Consider the following 22,498-nt stretch of genomic DNA (forward strand, 5'->3'; position numbering starts at 1 on the left):
TAGTGTGTTGGAACTTACCGTTTCCTAAGTCTACTAAGCTGTCAGTTTTTGATGTAATTACCTGGATGATCGCATCGTAAACATCACCTTTGTTTGTAATATTGTTTACTACGTCTTCTGTTAAAGCAATAGTTGTGATTGCGTTTCCTGCTGCATCTTTGAAGATGTATGAAGTATTTCCGTTTGCGTCAACTACTTTCTCTACGTTTACTGTGTTGATATCAAATTCAACTACATCTCCATCAACTGTAGTGTGTTGGAACTTACCGTTTCCTAAGTCTACTAAGCTGTCAGTTGAACCATCAAGCTGTGCTTTCAGTTCTTCTAATGCATTTTGAACATTTGTTGAAGTAAAACCATTCGTTGAATTATCAAAAGCGATAGAACCCGCATTTGCATCGATTTCTCCTACTTTAGCTCCAACTGAATTGGTAAATTCGTATTTATTTGTCTTTGTATTTAAGGATACGCTTACTTCTTTTGGATCAATGGTTACACCTGTTGCTCCTTGTTTAGGAGTTCCATCAGCATTGATTTCGTTTTCATTGTAGTACGTATACGAACCGTTAGCGTTTTTCACTAAAACAGTTACGGTTTCGTTTGCTTTCACTACGGTATCTTTAGACACCCAGCTTACATTTCCAGCAGCATCGGTTACTAAGATCGTTTCATTTGCTCCTTTTTGGATTTGGGTAATTTGCAGTGTTCCTCCAATTTGAGCTAAATCAAATTTATCTTGGTTGATCGTTAATTGAACATCTTTTAGAACAACACCTGCTCCTACAGACACAGCTAATAACTCATTGGCAGAAGAAAGTTCTTTTCCTTCTACATTCGCTGCAGCAATATTTTGGTATACTACAGTACCGTCAGCTTGAACTACAGGAACTTTTCCTTGATCAGCTGCCTCTGCTCCTAATTTTTCAGCTGTAACTGATCCATTTTGGAACATTTCCGTAGCTAATTTATCTACTAAACTTACAGTAGAAGAAACTCCATTAACAGTAGAAACTAAATCCGTTCCGTTCAATGCTAAAACATTGGTTGTTATAGCATCATTTGCAGACCATACTACGTTTCCATTTGTATCAACAATTAGTACATCACCTGCATTTCCTGCTTGAATCTGGCTTACATTTAATGCACCACCGATGTTTTGCAAGCTTAATTTAGACTCGTTGATATCTAAACTTGTTGTTTTTAAAACAGCACCTTTTCCATCTGTAACAACGATTTTCTCGTTTCCTGTTAAGTCTTTAGCGTTAACTGCTGTTTCAAGATTTACAGTTAAATTTCCGTCTGCATCAATGTCTAAACCACTTCCTGCTTTAACAACACCTGCTACGTCTCTTGTTGCCGTAGGAACATCTAACGTATAGGTAATGGTATTATTCGTTGTCGTTTTCGACACTTGAATATTCTTACCTGCTTGTAATTCAGTCACATATTGATTCTCTTTCACAAGAGCATCTACATCAACATTGTGAGCTGCATTGTTTTCATCTGTATAAACTAGCTGTCTATTTGTAGTATTGTACACTAATGAAGTTAACGATTGTTCAACTTTCACCAATTGTTTCAATACATTGTATAAATCAGTATCTGTTTGATTGTTGATTACTTCAATAATATCACCGATAACAGTGATGTCTACAGCAGTTCCAGCTTCATTCGTATACGTATACTTACCAGGTTGAACACGTACTAATGTAGTAACTGTTTCTTGTGCTGCCACTAAATCTTTTAATGCTAAAACTGTTGGATTACCAGCTTCATCCATAAAGGTGATTGTACCCGCTGTGTGGTCAATCGCGATAGAAGTAACTGTTTCAAACGTTTTTACTGCATTTTTGATATCAATAGTAACAGCATTCCCTGCTTCATTAGCATAAGTCATTACTCCTGTAGCTGGATCGTAACCTAAAATAGTTACGGTTTCGTTTTGTTTAACAATTTCTTCAAAGTTGATTTCAACTTTGTTCCCACTGTCATCGATATAATATAATTTATCCCCTTCATAAATTACATTACCTGCTGTAGTATTAATTATGTTTTTGATAAGGTTTTCAACCTTATCTCCTTCCATTTGTAATATATTTTCAAAGTTATTCACCACAATTGCAGGAATGTCACTTTCTGTTGTTAAACGTTGCCATTTATCAACAAACCAGTAGTAATACCCTGGAGTGATTGCAGTATTAGTAGTTGTATTGAATACTAATAAACTGTTTATATTTCCATTGGTGATTGTTTTAGTATCTTTTGTATCTTTTAAAGACACATTCGGAATTAACAATCCACGATTACTAGCTTCAACTGTTAACTCAGCTGATTTATTAGGAGTAGCCGTTCCAATTCCCACCTGTGCGTTTGCAGACATAGCCCCCATTAATAGAGCAACTGGTATTAGTCTTTTTTTTCATAACTGAATATTTTGTGTCGTTTTAGTCTAAATTATATTATTGTACTTTGTGATAAATATGTGGATTAGTAATTAAAGGTCCACCGCCTTCTACTGGTGTAATCGTAGGATTACTATTGTTGATTTCCGTTCCAGAATTCGCTTCTACTGCTTTTTCTTTCGGAGACTTACCAACTACTTTCGCTTGATTCGTAACTTTTTCTGCATTGATATCTTCATCAGTTACATTATAGGTTGCTGTGATCGTCCAAGATTCTCCAATGGCTAGTGCTCCATTGGTGTCTGTATAGTTCACCTTGTAGTTAGCACCAAATAAAACATCGGTTAATTCAACTTCTTTCAGCGTTACGTTTCCAGTATTCTTCACTACGAAAGTGTAGTTAATTACACCATTGCCATGATCTCCATCTACTTCATCATTGAAGATTCCTGTTTTTACCAACACAATTTTTGGACTTTGAGGTAATATAGTCACTGTGCAAGTTGAACAATTTGTATGTTCAGGATCTGGTAGTGGATACTCAGGATCTGTAGGTGCAATTGGATTTGGATCTATAGAAACCGTATGAACAGGTACATTATTCGAATCCTTACCATCTGCATTTGCTAAATTGAATACCCCTCCTCTATCGATATCTTCTTGCGTTAGTACATATACTCCAGAAAATGCATCTGTACGTACTTCATTTTCTGCAAGAACAATTGGGTTTCCTACGATCGTAATTTTTGGATCTGTTACTTTAACATTAGTCAAGGAAATATTTCCTGTATTTTTTAATGAAAAAGTATAGTGTATCTCATCTCCAACATTAACAAGACCATTATTATCTTTATCAACATAAGTACCGACTTTTTCTAACGCTAAGCCTGGTTCAGGAATGATGACAATTTTACCACACATGTCAATAACATTCCCTGTTGTCTCACAATCGAAAGTATGAATCATATCTTCAGCTGCAATTCCATCCCCCATACTTCCGTAGACTTTATGTCCTACATAACAGTAGCGATCATCATCATTAACAATCATTCCTGTATGTCCTCCAACCTCAACATAAACAGCGCGGTTATTACCTAGTCCTTGTGGCTCAGTCGCCGCACGAACAAAACCTATTGCTTGAGGTTGACCTAGCATTTGATAGCCGTTCGATCCCCAAAAATAAACGCGTCCAAATTTATTAATTGCTGCAGCTGCTGCTTCGTAAGTTGAATTATCTTGTGCACTTATATATTTAATATCTAATAATTCCGCACCGTCTGTCCCTTTTACTGTTTGCCAGTTTACTTGCTCAGGTGTAGTATCACCTATACCTAATTGTCCACGACTGTTGTCTCCAATAGAATATACTTTTCCATCATTGGAAAGCGCGAAATAACTAACTTTATTATCTTCCCCAACTCCAGTGATACCAATCATTTTAGGTTCACCTGCAAAAGGTGCTTGTACTTCCACAGCCAAACTTTGTGTACTGTTTGTCACTGCAGCAGTTCCGTTGTATATTTTAGAACCCCATGCGTAGTATTTACCTGTTGACGTATAAGCAAAACCACCACTGTTGTGTAACTTCATCATTACAACATTAGATAAGGGTGTATTTTGTGCTGTACTTACTGTATGCCATTTCTTATCGGCATTCCAATAATTATCACCATACAAAGCTGACTTAGAACCCGTTACCATTATTTTTCCATTAGTAAGTAACAAGGCCAACCCTCCATAAGAAGCAGTCATATATTTAATATCCTCTGTTCTAACTCCTTCTGGTAATTCTAACTCTGTAAAAGCAGTATAATCCGTATCATTTTGTAAATCAGCATTTTTAAGCTTATAATCCGTGATTTTAGTACCCCATCCATATAGTCCGCCCGTAGTTAAAAGAAAGAACTGATTTTTAGCATAGTACTGAGAGCTCATCGTCGCCATTAAAGGACTTCCTTTATAGTGGAATCCATTAGCAAAGCTTATATCTGTAGGTACTAAGAAGTGTTCAAACGATTTTCCACTAGGCTTTGTTTGCTCTCCAAAAATTTGGAATCCAGTTGCCGTTTTAATAATAGTGGAGTGGTAACCAGAAATGAACTTATCACCATCATACTCACAAAAATCAGGACCTACAGGTTTAGTGAAGTCAATTAATCCTTCAGCTTGTTTACATTTTACTCCTGCCACTGCATCAGTTAATCCTGCTGGCCAAAAAGAACATGTACTTGCCTTAGCATTAGGTCCACAATAACTCGGTCCCATTTGTAAAGTAGTAACCGAATTCATCGCAATCACATTCACTTGATCCGAAGTTGTCAATTTACTACCTTGTCCGCCACTTGCTTGTGCTTTTACAATAAAATAAGACTTAGCTTCTCCTTTGCCTGCGTAGGTTACTACGGGGTAAGTTGTTGTATTCTGCTTGTACGTTTTACATACTTCTACAACAGAAGAATCGTACATTTCGATATTAACTTTTCCGTTTGTAGGCTCAAACTGCTCCAAAGACTCTGTAATAGTAAAATAACTATTCTCTTTCATAATAATCTTAACATCACCAGTTGCTCCTGCTCCTAACTTAGCAGATCCTGTCAATTCGATCCCTCCTCTCGGACAAATACTAACAACACCGCCACTTTGCGTGTAAGTACCGTTTATCTTTAATTTTGCGTTAGACTGAACGTACAAGGTTGCTCCTTGTTCTATTTTCAGGTCATTATTAATAGAAACTTCCCCTGTAACACAGTATACTTTACCTCTAGTTAATACTTGTGAAGTATTCGAATTTTCTAACTCAATCGCTCCTTCAGGACAACCACAAAAATTAGGATCAATAACTTGAGAAGATACAGTTGAAGTTAACTGATCATCAGATACAAGATCTTGTATTTTAGTAGGTAAGCTACTTTTTACAATCGTTGCAGTATTTTCTAATAAACCATTTTGTTGTGCTTTTTTCACTTTTCCTTTAATCGTAATGGTAGCTGTAGCTAAACGACTCAAGGTTACATCAACATTGTTCAATGTAGTACTGTTTCTAGGAATATTAATAGATGTTCCTGTATGACCATTGTTTGATGCTGTGATAGAAGTCACTTCAAAAAACTCGCTAATTGCAGCTAAGTCATCATTCAATTTGAATCGCAACGTTTCTACGTTTTGTCCTTTGATATCGATGGTATAAGTTAAATCCTCACCAACATTAGCCATGGTTTTATCTACAGTTTTCTGCACTACTACTCCACCTGGTGTAGTAGCAAATAAATTGCGGATCTCATGGTAGTTTGTATTTCCACCAGTTGAAGCACCAAAGCCCAGCTTAAATAATGCCGGTGGCACTTGATCGTAACTATAGGTAAATACATCTGTAAATTGTCCACCAACTGTAGTGGCCCAACGCACAGCAACATCATATTTCCCTGTCGTTGTATTTTTGTTCATTTCAATCTGCACTCGTCTATAGTACTGACTATCAGACGGACGTGTTCTCGTCGATGTTCCATAATCAATGCGTGTGCCTGATGAAACCGTTTTCAACATTTTATTTGTATTCGCACCAGATGTTGCGTTTTCTACAGTATGACCACGCAAGGTAAATTGATTCGGTGTGCGATTCTGATTTCCTTGTTTTCCTTCTGAAGTTGTAGCAAAGTTCCCATACTCATCAATACCTAATCCTAAGTACCCTCCTTTTAAACCTTTGATACCTCTATTATTTCCTAAATCACGAGGAGCATAACTTAAAGATCCACCATATCCTCCTACGCGAAAAGTAGTACGATCAATTGTTCCGTCAAAAAGAAATACACTAATACCATCTGCATTATTACCTCCCCATGTCTTGTATTCAAAATCAATGAACACCCCACGTCCAGAAGGAAAAGCTTCATCAATAAACGCATAACCGCTTCGGTCTCCTTCCGCTTCTGTTAAACGCAACCAGCCTTCATTATCGTTATCTATGAAATTGCCATTTTTCTTCGTAGCAGCAGTCAAATAGGCTTTATGATTATTATAACCTGTTCCTAAAACAATATTATTTCCAACCTCCTTGCTTCGGAAATTTTCACTCACCAAGAATTGCGCGTACGACTTACTCCCTATTCCTAAGAACAGTAAACCGATCATCAAAACTTGTAGTAGTACCTTTTTGTTCATGTTTCTTTTTTTCATAATTTTCTCGAACAAACAACTTTATTGTACACAAAATTGTTCTCCCTAATAGTTTTGCCAAAATTCAAGATTATATCCTCATTTTGTGTTTCAAATTATTAGTACGCACTACTTTCCAACAAATTGAATCCATACTAAATCACTCAATACCAACATTTTACAAAGAGTTAAAAAGAATCAATGTTTCAATTTCTATACGCACGAAAAAAACAATAAAAACCTGATAAAAATCATAGAAACAAAACTCCTCTGCTCCAATCAGCTGACAAAAAACTAATTTCACACCAACTTCATGGAGCAGAATCACAAAAAAATCAAAAAAAAACCACTTCTTTTGAGAATAATGCCAAGCTTCATCCTTGCCATTATTCTTCTATCTGATTTCCTGATTAAAAATTCAAAAAAAACGTTCTACCCAACTGGAAGCACCTACAGCCCAACGACAACTAAACAGAGAAAACGACCTTTATAAATTACCGCTAAGGCATTATTTTTCTTTTTTCGATACTATATACATTTCGCGTTAAAATAACGCAACAGAACGCTTGTATGGATGTTTGGGAAAATATTTTTGGCTTTTCGGACTTTTTTGTGATCCTTTTTATCATCCTAACTAGCCATAAAGACAACACAACAAGTGGAGTAGCGGAACAAAGCCAGTATACTTTTCTTTACCAAGAGAATAAAGCACAAACAAAAAGCAGCTACATTTTTACCAAATGCTAGAAATAAAAAAACCACGCCCGAGGGCGTGGTTCGTATTGTATGTTAGGTGTATTCGTTTACTTTGCAATCGTATGATACACGTTCAATGCTTCTTTTAAAATCGCTGCTGAGCGAATCAAATCTTCTTTTTTCAACACATAGGCCATACGTGCTTCATTTAATCCAACACCAGGCGTGGAATAGAATCCTGCTGCAGGAGCAATCATTACCGTAGCACCATCTAAGTTGTATTCTTCTAACAACCATTTAGCGAAGTGATCTGCATCTTCCACAGGAAATTTAGCGACACAATAAAAAGAACCATTTGGCACGGTTACTTCTACTCCGTCAATTTCTTGTAAAGCTTTAATAAATATATCACGACGCTCTTTGTATTCGGTGATTACTTCGTCAAAATACGATTGTGGCGTATCTAAAGCTGCCTCTGCTGCAATTTGCTCAAAAGTAGGCGGAGAAAGTCTCGCTTGTGCAAATTTCATAGCAGCATCCATTACTTCTTTGTTTTTTGACACAATACATCCAATACGCGCACCACACATGCTGTAACGCTTAGACACCGAGTCAATCATAATAGCGTGATTCGCCAATTCAGGAAAAGTCATCACAGAGATATGTTTAAATCCGTCATAGGCAAATTCGCGGTAAACCTCATCGGCAATTAAGAACAAATCGTGCTTGATCACCAAAGCAGCTAATTGCTCCATTTCTTCTTGAGAATATAAATAGCCTGTTGGGTTTCCTGGATTACAAATTAAGATGGCCTTCGTTTTAGGGGTAATTAACTTTTCAAACTCTGAAATAGCAGGTAAAGCAAATCCCGTGTCAATCGTTGACATGACTGGAACAATAGTTACACCATTTGAAGTGGAAAACCCATTGTAATTCGCATAGAACGGTTCTGGAATGATAATCTCATCACCTGGATCCATCGTACTGCCCAACGCAAACATCAACGCCTCTGATCCACCAGTTGTAATGATGATTTCTTGTGCGTTTACATCAATTTGATGGGCTTGGTAATACTTGGCTAATTTCACTCTATAGCTTTCAAAACCAGCAGAGTGGCTGTATTCTAAAACTTTAATATCTGCATCTTTTACCGCTTGCAAAGCGTCTACTGGAGTTTTAATGTCAGGTTGACCAATGTTTAAATGATAAACATGATGTCCTTTTTGTTTCGCTTTTTCAGCAAAAGGAACCAATTTTCTAATCGGAGACTCAGGCATTTGAATACCTTTTTGAGAGATTTTTGGCATGGTTAATTTTTTATTAATTCACTAAATAGCGACCAATCCTTGTTGATTTAATAATCATCGATCAAATGAGGTAAAGATCTTTGCAAATTTAGTTTTTTTTACGCATAAAAAAAGTAAATTTCATTCCTAAATAATAAGTTAAATATACGGGTTTACTGGGCATTTTGGTTATTTTTGTTCCATTATAAAAACAACGTATCAACAACTCATGGATAAAAAAATCATATCTTTTTTTTCCTCAACCCGACTAATGGCTGTTCTTTTCATTGTATTTGCAGTAGCCCTTGCCCTGGGAACTTTTATTGAGGATCGCTACAACACCACAACCGCTCGGATTCTTATTTATAATACCAAATGGTTTGAAGTTATCATGCTTATTTTCTTGATTAACTTTATCGGAAATATTAAACGTTACCGTTTACTAACCAAAGAAAAATGGTCCACCTTTATGTTGCACGCTGCCTTTATCTTAATTATGATTGGGGCTTTCATTACGCGATACATCAGTTTTGAAGGGATGATGCCTATTCGAGAAGGTGAAACAGCGGACAGTATTTTTTCAGACAAAACCTTCTTAACGGTAATGGCTGATGGGGAATACGAAGGAGAAACTAGAAGACGTACTTTCGAAATGGATCAGTACTTCTCTCAAGTGACCAACAACCATTTCAAAATGAAAAAAGACTTCAATGGCATTCCTTTTGAAGTGGAATACAAAGACTTTATCATGGCTGCTGAAGACGTAATTGAAGCAGACCCGAATGGAATAAACTACTTAAAATTAGTTGAATCTGGTGACGGTGAGCGTCATGAACACTACCTTGAAGAAGGAAAAGCGGCGAGTATTCACGGCATCCTATTCGGCTATAATGCACCTACAGAAGGGGCAATCAATATTACTTCAGAAAATGGAGAATTCTTTATCGACTCTCCCTTTGAAGGAAATTATATGGTCATGGCAGATCAGTCTACTGGACAAGTAACTGCCAATGAAAAAGCACCTTTAAACTTCCGCTCTCTTTATACCATGGCAGGTACGCAATTTGTACTACCTGAATTGCCAATGAAAGGAAAAACAACGGTGGTTTCCAACGGAGATTTCAAGGATCAAATGACTGCTGATGCATTAGTGGTAACTGTGCGCTCTCAAGGACTTGAAAAAGACGTAGTCTTAAAAGGGAAAGCAGGTAGAATGGGTGAACCTCAGGCTATTCAACTTGGTGATCTTGAATTTACGTTACTCTATGGTAGTAAGGTATATACGACGCCTTTCCAAGTGCGCCTAAACAAATTTATCGCTGATAAATACCCTGGAACGGAAAAAAGCTACTCTGCTTTTGAAAGCCAAGTAACAGTACTAGACGGAGATAACTCTTTTGACGCGCGTATTTATATGAACAATATTTTAGATTATCAAGGATACCGCTTCTTCCAAGCGCAATTTGACCCGGATGAAAAAGGAACCATTTTATCTGTTAATCACGATTTCTGGGGAACTTGGATTACATATATCGGCTACTTCTTCCTTTACGTAGGTTTAGTATGGATCTTATTTGACAAAAATTCGCGTTTTGCTGATTTAAAACGCAAATTGAACAAAGTAAGAGAGAAAAAAGCATCCATGTTAACACTGCTGTTGCTGTTGTTCTCAGTAGGAGCTTCTGCTCAACACATGCACGCACCTCAAAAACCAAGTGCTGCTGTAATTGACTCTATTATTCACGCCAATACCGTAAGCAAAGAACACGCTGCTAAATTCGGTTCTCTAGTTATTCAAGATTACGGTGGACGTATGAAACCTATTAATACGTTCTCTTCTGAATTATTGAGAAAAGTATACAAAAAAGAAAATTACCAAGGATTAACACCGGATCAAGTATTCTTATCCATCACCCAATATACAATTGCACAACAAATGGAAGGTGCACCAAACTTCTGGTATTTTGCACCTATCATTGAGCTACAAAGAGGGAATGATAAAATTACCGAAGTTTTAGGTTTGCCAAAAGGAACTAGACATGCTTCTTTCGTTGACTTTTTTGATGAAAAAGGAAACTATAAATTAGTAAAATACGTAGACGAGGCAAACCACGCAAGTGTGAAGAATAAATTCCAAACAGATTTCTTGGATTTAGACGGTAAAGTAGCCTTGTTAAACGCTGCTTTTACTGGAAGAATGTTAGCAATCTTCCCTATTCCTAATCACGATAACAACAAGTGGATCTCTCCACTAGAGTTAAACGAATCAGGGATGACAGGAATGGATTCTACTTTTACTAAGAATATCTTATCTCGCATGTATGTGCCAGCTTTGTTTGACGCAAAACGCTCAAATGATTATACCAAAGCAGACGAATACCTAGAACACATCAATACGTTCCAGCATTCGTATGGTAAAAACATTATGCCTTCAGACAACAAGATTAAATTTGAAATTTTATACAACCAATACGATATTTTCAAAACGTTGTATAAATATTATATGGCGGTAGCTGTATTCTCGTTTATCTTTATTATTTGGGCGATCTTAAAACCAAATCGATTTGCAGCAAAAGCAATTAAAATAGGGGGTTGGTTAACACTTACCTTATTCATTATCCACACTTTAGGTTTAGCCGTACGTTGGTATGTATCTGGTCACGCACCTTGGAGTGATGCCTATGAATCAGTAATTTATGTAGCATGGGCTACTACCCTATTTGGTTTGTATTTCGGTAAAAAATCCGAATTGACTATTGCTTCTACAGCCTTCGTTACAGGAATGATCTTATGGGCTGCCCATCTAAACTACATGGACCCAGCTATTTCTAACTTACAACCTGTATTAGACTCGTATTGGTTAATTATCCACGTGGCTATTATTGTAGCTAGTTATGGTCCGTTTACATTGGGTATGATATTGGGAATTGTCGCATTAATCTTAATGATCTTAACTAATAGCAAGAACAAAAAGAAAATGGACCTCAATATCAAGGAATTAACCTATATCAATGAAATGGCACTTACCGTTGGTTTAGTACTATTGACTATTGGAAACTTCTTGGGAGGTCAATGGGCAAACGAAAGTTGGGGACGCTACTGGGGATGGGACCCTAAGGAAACTTGGGCACTAATCAGTATCATGGTATACGCTTTTGTTATCCATGCGCGCCTTGTTCCAGCCATGCGCGGTACTTGGTTATACAACTTGTTTAGCATCCTAGCCTTCTACTCTATCATGATGACCTATTTCGGTGTAAACTTCTATTTAAGCGGACTACACTCGTATGCATCAGGGGATAAAGTAATTACTCCTGCCATTATTTGGTGGTCTATCGGCTTCGTAACCCTACTGAGTATTCTATCGTTTATTCAGTACAGAAGACACTTAAAAAAATAAGTACAATTCATACTATGTAAAAAAAGCTACTCGACTTCGAGTAGCTTTTTTTTTTGGCGTTTTCTTTATCCACTTTTGCCAATACTCCCTTAATAGTCTTCAGCCGATTAAAAAGTCTACCTCTACCTACCAAACACATCCTCTATCTTTCTGCCCTCAACTAAAAAACGTGCGTTACTATCTCCTTCATTCAACTCTTGGTGAAGGCGCATATTTTTGATTAATCAAAAAAAAAGAACAGTATTGTTATCTGCTTGCTTCTCCATATCGCTACAAATACATTAACAACAATACTTTATATTAAATAAACATAGTATTCAAATATTTATAGTTAATAAGATTAAATATTAAACATATATTTCAAAAATATACACTATTTTAATCTACTTAAAAAAAACAACCCAATTTTGGAATACAAAAATGCAAAACACTAGGAATCACAAGCCCTTAGATTGGTAATTCTAATCGAATTCTAATCTACTTTTAATTTCTTATTAATGCGACTCCAAAGCCCTTGTAATATGGGGGTAGTAATTTTGAACTATAAATTATGAGCAAAATGTTTAGACGTATACTAACCGCCTCAGTTTTTGTTTTTTCTACGTATATCGCCGTAGCTCAAAAGCAACAACAAGAGCAAAAATTGAGCAAACAAGAGATAGAGACCTTGTTTCTCGAACAAAATTTCGATTTACTAGCAAAGCGATTGGAAATATCCCAAGCAGAAGCCCAACTGATTCAAGCGCGATTGTGGCCAAATCCTACCTTTGAAATTTCAGAGGTAAACGCCTGGCGTACTACAGACATCGAAGAGCAACCAAACATAGTTGGAAACTGGGGATCTTCTCAACAAATCTCACTGCGTTTAGAACAAGAAATAGAAACCGCTGGAAAAAGACGCAAGCGCATTGACCTACAAAAACTGACCGTCGAAGAACGAAAAACAGATTTTGAAGTTATCTTACGCGAAACAAAACTCGCCTTGCGCCTAACGCTTACCAACATCCAAATGTTGCAACAACAACAATCGGTATATCAAAAACAAATCGACAATACTTCCTTGCTTATATCTGGTTATAAAAATCAGTTAACCCAAGGAAACATAAGTCACAGTGAATACATTCGATTAAAAGCCGCACAGCTGCAGTTTAAGAAAGAACTCGCCGATGCATCCAAAGACTTAGAAGAAGCGCGTAAAGATTTAAAGAACTTCATCAATATAGGCACTACATCCACAATCGTAATTACCGATGCACTTGATGTTCCAACAACAACGGTAAGTGAATTGCAAGTCGAAGATTGGATTCTCCATGCCCAAGAAAATCGTCCCGATGTTTTACTACAAGACAACTTAATTCTACAAGCAAAAAAACAGGTAGACATCGAAAAAGCGGAGCGCATTCCCAACCTTACCTTAGGGGTAGATTACGATCGCGGTGGAAATATAATGCGTGATTTTGTCGGTTTTGGACTTGCTTTTGACCTTCCGATTTTTGATCGTAACAAAGGCGGTATAAAAGAAGCTAAAATAGGTGTTCAACTAGCGGAAATAGAAGCTAAAAGCAAGAAAAATGAAATTGCAAACGACATTATTGAAGCGCTGAGAAACTACGTGCAAGCCAAAGACTTATACGATCAAATCGACGTCGACTACGAAGAACAACTCGACAAGCTGCTCGATGCTTATGTAAAAAACTTCCAAAAGAAAAATGTTAGTCTGATCGAATACTTGGATTTTGTAGAAGCCTATCTCGACAATAAAAACATCTTATTGGAAACCAAAAAAGAATTACACGAACAACTAGAGAACTTACAATTTGCTGTTGGAAAAGATTTATAACCATGAAACGTATACAAATGACTTCAAAATATACTCTTAGCTGCGCTGTGTTAGCCTTAGTAACACTAGCCTCATGTAAACAACAAGAAAACGCGGCACAACAAACCGAAAACTACTGCATTCCTGAAGAAATTGGCAAAGGATTAAATTTTGCCAAAGTAACCCAACGTCCAATTCAACGCACCTTGAGTTTAAACGGTACCGTGGAATACAACCAAGATAAAACAATCCCCTTCTACAGTTTAGTTGAAGGAGTCGTATTAAATGCTAAATTCTCCTTAGGGGATTATGTCAAAAAAGGACAGCTGTTGGTCGAAATAAGAAGCACTGACATCAACGAGTTTAAAACAGAACTACGCGCAACTGAAGCGGAATTAAAAGTAGCTAAACGAGAACTAGAGTCTGTTTCATCTATGTATCAAGACGGACTCTCTTCTCAGAAGGAGTTGATGGAGGCCGAAGAAGATGTTCAAGTACTCGAGAGTAAGCTGCGCAGTGCAAAGAGCAACCTAGCGCTATTTAACGGGCAAAACAAAGAAGGTATTTATCAAATTATCGCCCCACAGGATGGGTATATCGTAACAAAAAATGTGGTCACAGGTATGACGCTAACCGATACGGACGAACCGTTGTTTACCATCGCCAATCTAAATGACGTTTGGATTATGGCTAATGTATACGCTACTTCCATGCGCTATGTAAAACCACAGGCAGAAGTACAAGTGAGTACACTCGCCTATCCCGATGAAAAGTTTAAAGGACAAATTTCGACTATTTCACAAGTGTTTGACGCGGAAGAACGCGTGTTGAAAGCGCGTATTGTGATGAACAATCACGAAATGAAACTGCGTCCCGGCATGTCTGCTGAGATTCACTTACTCCTTGACGACAACCAAGGCGAAGCACTAGCCGTACCAAACAACGCCATTATTTTTGACAACAATCAAAACTATGTGGTAACCTATACCGATGCTTGTCATCAAGAAATTCGCCAAATTACACCTTTAACCAAAAACCAAGAATACACCTACATCAGTGCAGGCGTACAAGAAGGTGAAACTGTAATTACAACGAATGAGCTATTGATTTACAACCAATTAAACAATCACCTTTAATCCATAAACAGCGTAAAAAATGCAAAAATTTGTCAAAAATATTGTAGCTTTTTCCCTAAAAAACACCTTCATCGTTCTTTTTGGCGTGTTGTTATTGGTATTTGGTGGAATCTACAGCTATATTCATACGCCTATTGAGGCTTTTCCCGATGTAACCAATACCCGTGCCCGCATCATTACGCAATGGCCAGGACGAAGTGCAGAGGAAATTGAAAAATTTATCACACTCCCTATTTCAAAGGAGATGAATACGATTCCCAATAAAGCGGAAGTTCGCTCTATCTCCCTCTTTGGATTATCCGTTGTAACGGTAATCTTTAACGATGAGATTGACGATTTTTACGCCCAACAATACGCGTCAAACCGCATGGGAAACGTCAACCTACCCGATGGAGCTGATTTTGAAATTGAACCACCTTCTGGAGCAACAGGAGAGATTTTCCGCTATATCATTCAAAGTGATTTACCCATCAAGGAAGTTACATCAATCCAAGATTGGGTAATTGAAAGAGAATTATTAGCGGTACCTGGAGTAGCCGATGTGGTTAGTTTTGGTGGAGAAGAAAAAATATTTGAAATTCAAATCAACCCAACGGAGCTGGTGAACTACGGTTTATCGCCTTTGGATGTTTATGAAGCCGTAGAAAAGAGCAACATCAACGTAGGTGGTGACGTAATTCAACGTGGAGACCAAGCCTATGTTGTGCGCGGTGTGGGTTTATTAGACAATATCGAAGACATCGAGAATATCCTCATTGAGGTAAAAGGCAATACCCCTATTTTGGTGAAACACGTAGCCAAAGTAGAAGTAAATGCCAAACCGCGATTGGGTCAAGTGAGCTTTCAAGACGAGGACGATGTCGTACAAGGCATTGTCGTTATGCTGAGAGGAGAAAATCCAAGCGAGGTCATAAGCAAATTACGCACAAAAATAGACGACCTTAACGACCGTATTTTACCGAAAAATGTAAAAATAGTTCCGATTATTGATCGAACGGATTTAGTCAATACAACGGTACATACCGTAACTAAAAACCTTATTGAAGGGGTTTTACTTGTATCGGTAATCGTCTTTATTTTCTTGTATAACTGGCGTACTACCTTTATCGTAGCCACGGTAATCCCTCTTTCCTTCTTATTCGCAATCATTATGTTGAAGATACAGGGACTCCCTGCCAATCTGATCTCTATGGGAGCCTTAGATTTTGGGTTACTGCTCGAAGGTACCCTCGTTATTGTTGAACACGTCTTTGTGGGACTGGAGAAAAAAGCACAAATCGTCGGCATGAAGCGCTTTAATAAAATGTCCAAATTAGGAACCATTCGAAAAAGTGCTAGTGGAGTTGCTGGCTATATTTTCTTTGCCCTCCTCATTTTAATTGTTGCTCTAATGCCCATCTTCTCCTTTGAAAAAGTAGAAGGAAAAATGTTCTCCCCTCTAGCGTTTACTTTGGGTTATGCCTTGTTAGGTTCTCTAATCTTGAGTTTGACCTATGTACCAGCCATGTGTAAACTCTTGTTGACTAAAAACATTGAGGAAAGAGAAAACTTCATCTCGAGATTCTTTAAAACCTCGATTTACAAAATGTTCAATTGGAGCTTCTACCACAAAAAGCTTACATTCGCCTTATTTGGCTTAATCCTCGTTGTTTGTGGTGTGCGATTCCATTACTATGGATCCGAATTTTTACCAAAGCTAAACGAAGGTGCCATCTATATTCGCGCCACCTTACCTAGCAGCATCAACCTAGATGAATCCGTGCGATTAGCTAAAGAAATGAAAGGGTTATTGCGTGATTTTGACGAGGTAGAATTCGTGTTAACTCAAACAGGACGACCAAATGATGGAACTGATCCCACGGGATTCTTCAACATTGAATTTCATACGCAGCTCAAACCTGAAAACGAGTGGAAACGCCATATTTCAAAGGATGAATTACTAGAGGAAATGCGCGTTTCCCTAGAAAAATACCCTGGAATCAATTTCGGGTTTAGCCAACCTATTCAAGACAACGTCGAAGAATACGTTGCAGGAGTTAAGAGTTCGTTGGTAATTAAAATCTTTGGAGACAATCTCTTCGACCTAGAAAAATACGCAACAGAAGTTGCTCAAAGCATCAAGGATGTCCCTGGAATTACAGACTTAAACATATTCAAAAATATCGGTCTACCCGAATTGCGCATTTCCTTGAGTGATTCGAAAATGGCCAAATACGCCGTTACCACAGCAGATGCACAAGCAGTAATTGCAATGACCATAGGCGGACAAGCAGCAACAACCTTTTACGAAAACGAGCGCATGTTTGACGTGGTGTTGCGTTTCGAAAAAGAGTACAGAGATTCGGCAGAAAAAATTGGCGATATTCTCATTCCGAGTTTAGACGGCAAGCAAGTGCCTTTAAAGGAGATTGCAACCATTGATTACCACACCGGGCCTGCATTCATCTATCGCGAGGGCAATAGCCGTTATATCGGCATTGGATTCAGTATTGAAGGACGCGATTTGGGCAGTACCATTGCAGAAGCTAGAGCAAAAGTAGAAAAAGAAGTCCACCTACCTTCCATCAATAAAATGGAATGGGCAGGAGAATTTGAAAGCAAGGAAAGAGCCGCTAAACAGTTAATCCCAGTGGTTCCTGTATCATTAGTCTTAATTCTAATTTTACTTTACTTCAACTTTGGCAATGTTAAAGATACCGCAATTGCTTCGTTGACCTTGCCCTTTGCCTTTATTGGTGGATTTATCTCCCTTTGGGTTACAGGTACAACATTCGGAATCTCTGCCGGAATTGGATTCATTATCTTATTTGGGGTATCCACCATAGACGGAATCGTCCTCATTGGTGTGATGAAAGAAAACCTCAAGAAGCGAATGTCATTAGAAGAAGCGATTCGAGATGGCGTAAAAAGTCGTATCAGACCCGTTATTATGATTGCCTTGATGGGGTCTATGGGCTTACTTCCAGCCGCCTTGTCGAACGGAATGGGCTCCGAAATACAGAAACCCTTAGCCATTATGATTGTAGGGGGACTCATCATCGGAATGATCTTAGCCTTTACAATTTTACCTCAGGTGTTTTACTGGGCGTATAAAAACAAAGAGGAAGGAAAATAATAAGAATTAGTACTATAAAAAAAAGCTTGAGTCAAACTCAAGCTTTTTTTATTTATTTGATTGATGAACCACCGTTTGGGGTTCCAATTTACTAATTTGTGAACAACAATTCGCGGTACTTCGTCAAAGTCCACAATTCGTTGTCGACCATCATTTCTAATTTATCACTGTGGTAACGGATAATATCGAAATAAGGTTTTACCACGTGACAGTACATTTTAGCCTGTTCTTCTACATCTTCAACGGCATTCGCCAATTTGCGTTGATCTACCATTTCCGCAACTTTTAAGTTTATTTGTGCGATGTGGTAGGATATTTTTTTCAAGATGTGCAATTGTTCAGCCGCGTATTCTTTGTATGCTTCGTCTCCAAAAATTTCTTTTAATCCTTTTACGTTCTCAATCACTGAGTTTTGGTACTTAATTGCAGTAGGAATTACGTGATTCTTAGCGATATCTCCCAAAACGCGTCCTTCGATTTGAATGCGTTTTACGTACTCTTCTAGTTCAATTTCATAACGTGCTTCAACCTCAACTTTTGACATTACTTGCATTTCTTCAAACACAGCAATTGACGCTGGATATACTTTTGCTTTTAACGCTTCTGGCGTTGTTTTATGGTTACTCAAGCCGCGTTTTGCTGCTTCCTCTTCCCATTCTTTGCTATAGCCATCACCTTCAAATAAAATGCGTTCACTTTCTTTGATGTATTCGCGCAATACATTGAAAATAGCTTCGTCTTTTTTCAATCCCCCTTGCTCAACCAATCCATCCACTGCTATTTTAAACTCTTTGAGTTGTTTCGCTACAATTGTATTTAAAACAGTCATCGGACCCGCACAGTTTGCCGTTGATCCAACTGCTCTAAATTCCCATTTATTTCCTGTGAAAGCAAAAGGCGATGTACGGTTACGATCGGTATTATCCAACAATACGTCTGGAATTTTCCCTACAACATTCAACTTCAAGTCGGTCTTTTCTTCAGGGGATAATTTACCGTCCGTTACTTCTTTCAACTCCTCTAACACTTTGGTCAGTTGCTGTCCGATAAACACGGACATAATAGCTGGAGGCGCTTCGTTAGCTCCTAAACGGTGATCGTTACTCGCAGAGGCAATCGCAGAGCGCAAAAGCTCTTCGTTGTCGTTTACTGCTTTAATTGTATTGATAAAGAAGGTCAAAAACTGTAAATTGCTCTTTGGTGTTTTACTAGGGCTTAGTAGGTTCACCCCGGTATCAGTAGCCAAAGACCAGTTGTTGTGTTTTCCTGATCCGTTCACTCCTTTAAATGGCTTTTCGTGAAACAACACTTTGAAATGGTGTTTTTCCGCTACTTTTTTCATTACATCCATCAATAAGGAGTTGTGGTCTACAGCTAAATTGATTTCTTCGAAAATAGGCGCTAGTTCAAACTGGTTAGGCGCTACTTCGTTATGTCTTGTTTTTACAGGAATTCCCAATAAAATACAGTGATTTTCTAGATCGTGCATATAGTTCAATACGCGCGTAGGAATAGAGCCAAAATAGTGATCATCTAACTGTTGTCCTTTCGCAGCCGTATGCCCTAATAAAGTGCGCCCAGTAGTTAAGATATCAGGACGCGAAGCAGCTAAAGCCGCATCGACTAAGAAATATTCTTGCTCCCAACCCAATGTTGGGGTTACTTTTTTTACGTTTTTATCAAAATAACGCGCTACTTCTGTTGCAGCATCGTCAATAGCGTTGATCGCTTTTAAAAGCGGTGTTTTATTATCTAGCGCTTCCCCTGTATAAGAAATAAATACCGTTGGGATACACAACGTAGAACCAAAGATGAACGCTGGAGATGTAGGATCCCAAGCCGTATAGCCTCTCGCTTCAAATGTATTTCGGATGCCTCCATTCGGAAAACTCGATGCATCCGGTTCTTGTTGTACCAATTGACCTCCATTAAATTGCTCTACTGGATCACCGTCAAATTGTGTTTCAAAAAACGCATCGTGTTTTTCTGCCGTTGTTCCCGTTAAAGGCTGAAACCAGTGTGTATAATGAGTTACTCCTTTTGAAAGCGCCCACTCTTTCATCCCCAATGCGATGTAATCAGCTAAGCGACGATCAATCTTAATGCCCAATTGCGCATTTTTAACCGCCTGATAAGCTTCAGGAGTCAAAAATTGGCGCATCGACTTGTCATTAAAGACATGATCTCCAAATATTAATGATTTTCTACCCAGTTCTTCTACCTTCACAGCGCTCCTTGAGGCTGCTTTTTCAATTGCTCGAAAACGAAATGTTGACATAATTACACTTTTTTAAGGGACACCCCCTGTTTTGACTATGCAAAAATAATAAAAAACACAAAAAACCAACACACACCCCCTAGTTTTTTGCTCATTTTTTTTTTATTTCTACTTATTTTTTTTACTACCCACCGTTTTTCCCACACCTAAGTCACCTAATTTAGATTTGTTTTGGTGTGTGATGTACTAATCCTTCGTTTCAGAATTCCATCTCCATTATATATCACCATAAAAAAAAGCGATAGTGAAATTCACTATCGCTTTATCTTTTATTTATTTTTAGTACATTTTCTTTACTGGAGACTTCGTTAAGTCATACTTTATAAGCACTTCTTCGTAGCTCATTGGTTTTTCTATTGGATTCGTATTTGCACCTTGTTTCACACTAGCGCTCTTTTGCACTGGATCTTTCCCGGCAATATACACGACTCTAAAAATCATATCCGTTACAAATCCTGGATCATCATCTTTCCCTGGAGTTCCATTAAACAAACCTAGAGGCGCAGTTGCACGAGCTTCGATAGTAAAGTCATCCAAGCCGTATCGGTAGATGTACTCTAACTCCTCATCTTTATTTGTTGCTGTATCCTCTACAAAATAGCGAATTGGCAAGGGTGACCATATAGGACTATTATTCTTCTTATCTATTCCTTCAAATACAAAAACCATAAGTGCGTCCCCAAAATAGACTTTGGTAGGATGTTTTACCGTTTGTCCTGCGATATTTGCATTTAGATTTTGATTGAAGCTCAAGTGATATTCGAATACGTTAGCTGGTTCATAGCCTCCATTTGGTCCTTGAGGCCCTTGTGGTCCACGTGGTCCTTCACAGCTTACTGTAAATAAACTCCCCAAAACCACAGCACATAATAACATCATTTTTTTCATAAAATTGCCTTTTTCCTTTTTTCAAATGTATCGTTTAATTTACAAGCAGAATCCTTTATTAAGACATTTTTAGCATTCCCCGTCTTTTTATGACGAAAAGATTCTCTTTCTATCATTAAAGCTAAGATTCTTTTATCAAATAAAAAAAACAAATCTACAAAAAACGTTTTTCTTCGCGTCAATCTCTTATTTTTATGGGATAATTATTTCAAATTCAGAATAAAGTTATGAAAAAATTCGCGTGTATTTGTCTGCTCTTTATAGGTTGTGTTTCCTTAGCACAGCATCTTCAACCAGTAGCGGATTTACGAGAAATCAAAAACAGCTTGTATTTAGCAGAAGACATTCACAAACCATATGCAAGTGATTCCCTCCACTTGCTGACGCAGTATAAGAATATTTATCGATCGCCAGAAATGGGCTTAACCAATAAATGGGGGCTTTATTACCAAGAAGAAACGAAAGTGGCAGAGGTAGTTATTCGCGGTTCGGTCAATAAAGGAATAAGTTGGCTCGCTAATTACTACGCTGCCATGCTGCCCGCTCAAGGAACAATTGCATTGACACCCGAACACTTGGTCAACTATCGCTTTTCGGAAGACGACAAAGCTAGTGTTCACGCAGGATGGACAATTGCTTCTCTTTACTTATTGCAAGACATAAAACCCAAAATAGACAGTTTATATCGCGCCAACACAAAGGAAATTATCATTTCAGGTCATAGTCAAGGGGGAGTAATAGCTTATTTAATAACGGCCCAACTCAAACAATGGCAAAAGGAAAACACCCTGCCACGAGACATCCAGTTCAAAACGTATACGCTTGCTGCGCCAAAGCCAGGGAATGCATATTTTGCCTATCAATATGAAAAAACCATGCATCAATGGAGCTATTCGCTTATCAACACCCAAGATTGGGTGCCCGAAGTTCCTCCAACAACCCAACGCCTGCAAGATTTTAACCCCATTAGCCCGTTTAGCAGAGAAAACATCGACAAAAGCATGAAAAAAATTAGCTGGCCCAAACGCTGGTTTGCCCGTGGTATATACAATCGCGTGAGTACACCGACCAAGAAAAGTGTAAGGCGCTATGCAAAACTACTAGGTCCATTTTTATTTAAGGAAATTCAAAAATCACTTCCTGAATTACAAGAGCCACAGTACCGACAGGAAAGCAACTACAGCCGATGTGGAACCCCTATTGTGCTCGATGGATTACAAGATCCAACCTATCAAAATCAATTCAATCAATCTGACAACATCATGTCCCATCATTTACCCAATGCCTATTTGTATTTAATAGCACAACAAATCGAAAAATAAG

9 protein-coding genes and 1 pseudogene are annotated in these 22,498 nt (G+C 38.0%); 5 read left to right on the forward strand and 5 right to left on the reverse strand.

Annotated elements, in window-relative coordinates:
- The 3 genes and pseudogenes from H4K35_RS13590 to H4K35_RS13600 form a co-directional block, all read right to left on the reverse strand.
- Positions 1 to 2,380, reverse strand: a pseudogene (locus H4K35_RS13590) (hypothetical protein); the annotation flags it as partial.
- Positions 2,381 to 2,459: 79 nt separating this feature from the next.
- The gene (locus H4K35_RS13595) at positions 2,460 to 6,578 is read right to left on the reverse strand and encodes a hypothetical protein (RefSeq protein WP_182628505.1); all 4,119 of its coding nucleotides are present in this window, start codon (positions 6,576 to 6,578) and stop codon (positions 2,460 to 2,462) included.
- A gap of 782 nt (positions 6,579 to 7,360) precedes the next feature.
- Positions 7,361 to 8,560: a pyridoxal phosphate-dependent aminotransferase gene (locus H4K35_RS13600; RefSeq protein WP_182628506.1), complete on the reverse strand. Its 1,200-nt coding sequence runs from the start codon at positions 8,558 to 8,560 to the stop codon at positions 7,361 to 7,363.
- A gap of 208 nt (positions 8,561 to 8,768) precedes the next feature.
- Here H4K35_RS13600 and ccsA point away from each other — a divergent pair, with 208 nt between their 5' ends.
- The 4 genes from ccsA to H4K35_RS13620 all read left to right on the forward strand — a co-directional run bounded on the left by ccsA (position 8,769) and on the right by H4K35_RS13620 (position 18,009).
- Positions 8,769 to 11,939, forward strand: a complete 3,171-nt coding sequence (gene ccsA / locus H4K35_RS13605) for a cytochrome c biogenesis protein CcsA (protein WP_182628507.1) — start codon at positions 8,769 to 8,771, stop codon at positions 11,937 to 11,939.
- 559 nt (positions 11,940 to 12,498) lie between these two features.
- Positions 12,499 to 13,779: a TolC family protein gene (locus H4K35_RS13610; protein ID WP_182628508.1), complete on the forward strand. Its 1,281-nt coding sequence runs from the start codon at positions 12,499 to 12,501 to the stop codon at positions 13,777 to 13,779.
- Positions 13,780 to 13,781: 2 nt separating this feature from the next.
- Entirely contained in the window at positions 13,782 to 14,894 is a 1,113-nt protein-coding gene (locus H4K35_RS13615) for an efflux RND transporter periplasmic adaptor subunit (RefSeq protein WP_182628509.1), read from the forward strand.
- A 19-nt stretch (positions 14,895 to 14,913) separates the two neighbouring features.
- On the forward strand, positions 14,914 to 18,009 hold the full coding sequence (locus H4K35_RS13620) for an efflux RND transporter permease subunit (protein ID WP_182628510.1): 3,096 nt from the start codon (positions 14,914 to 14,916) through the stop codon (positions 18,007 to 18,009).
- 91 nt (positions 18,010 to 18,100) lie between these two features.
- Here H4K35_RS13620 and H4K35_RS13625 read toward each other — a convergent pair whose 3' ends face one another.
- Together H4K35_RS13625 and H4K35_RS13630 are read right to left on the reverse strand one after the other, a co-directional pair.
- Positions 18,101 to 20,287, reverse strand: coding sequence for a glutamine synthetase III (locus H4K35_RS13625; RefSeq protein WP_182628511.1), 2,187 nt, complete (start codon positions 20,285 to 20,287; stop codon positions 18,101 to 18,103).
- Between the two features lie 279 nt (positions 20,288 to 20,566).
- Positions 20,567 to 21,175, reverse strand: coding sequence for a hypothetical protein (locus H4K35_RS13630; RefSeq protein WP_182628512.1), 609 nt, complete (start codon positions 21,173 to 21,175; stop codon positions 20,567 to 20,569).
- A 227-nt stretch (positions 21,176 to 21,402) separates the two neighbouring features.
- Here H4K35_RS13630 and H4K35_RS13635 point away from each other — a divergent pair, with 227 nt between their 5' ends.
- The gene (locus H4K35_RS13635) at positions 21,403 to 22,497 is read left to right on the forward strand and encodes a lipase family protein (RefSeq protein WP_182628513.1); all 1,095 of its coding nucleotides are present in this window, start codon (positions 21,403 to 21,405) and stop codon (positions 22,495 to 22,497) included.
- Position 22,498 lies beyond the last annotated feature (1 nt).

The sequence above is a fragment of the Myroides sp. NP-2 genome (assembly GCF_014145665.1).
Classification (GTDB): domain Bacteria; phylum Bacteroidota; class Bacteroidia; order Flavobacteriales; family Flavobacteriaceae; genus Flavobacterium.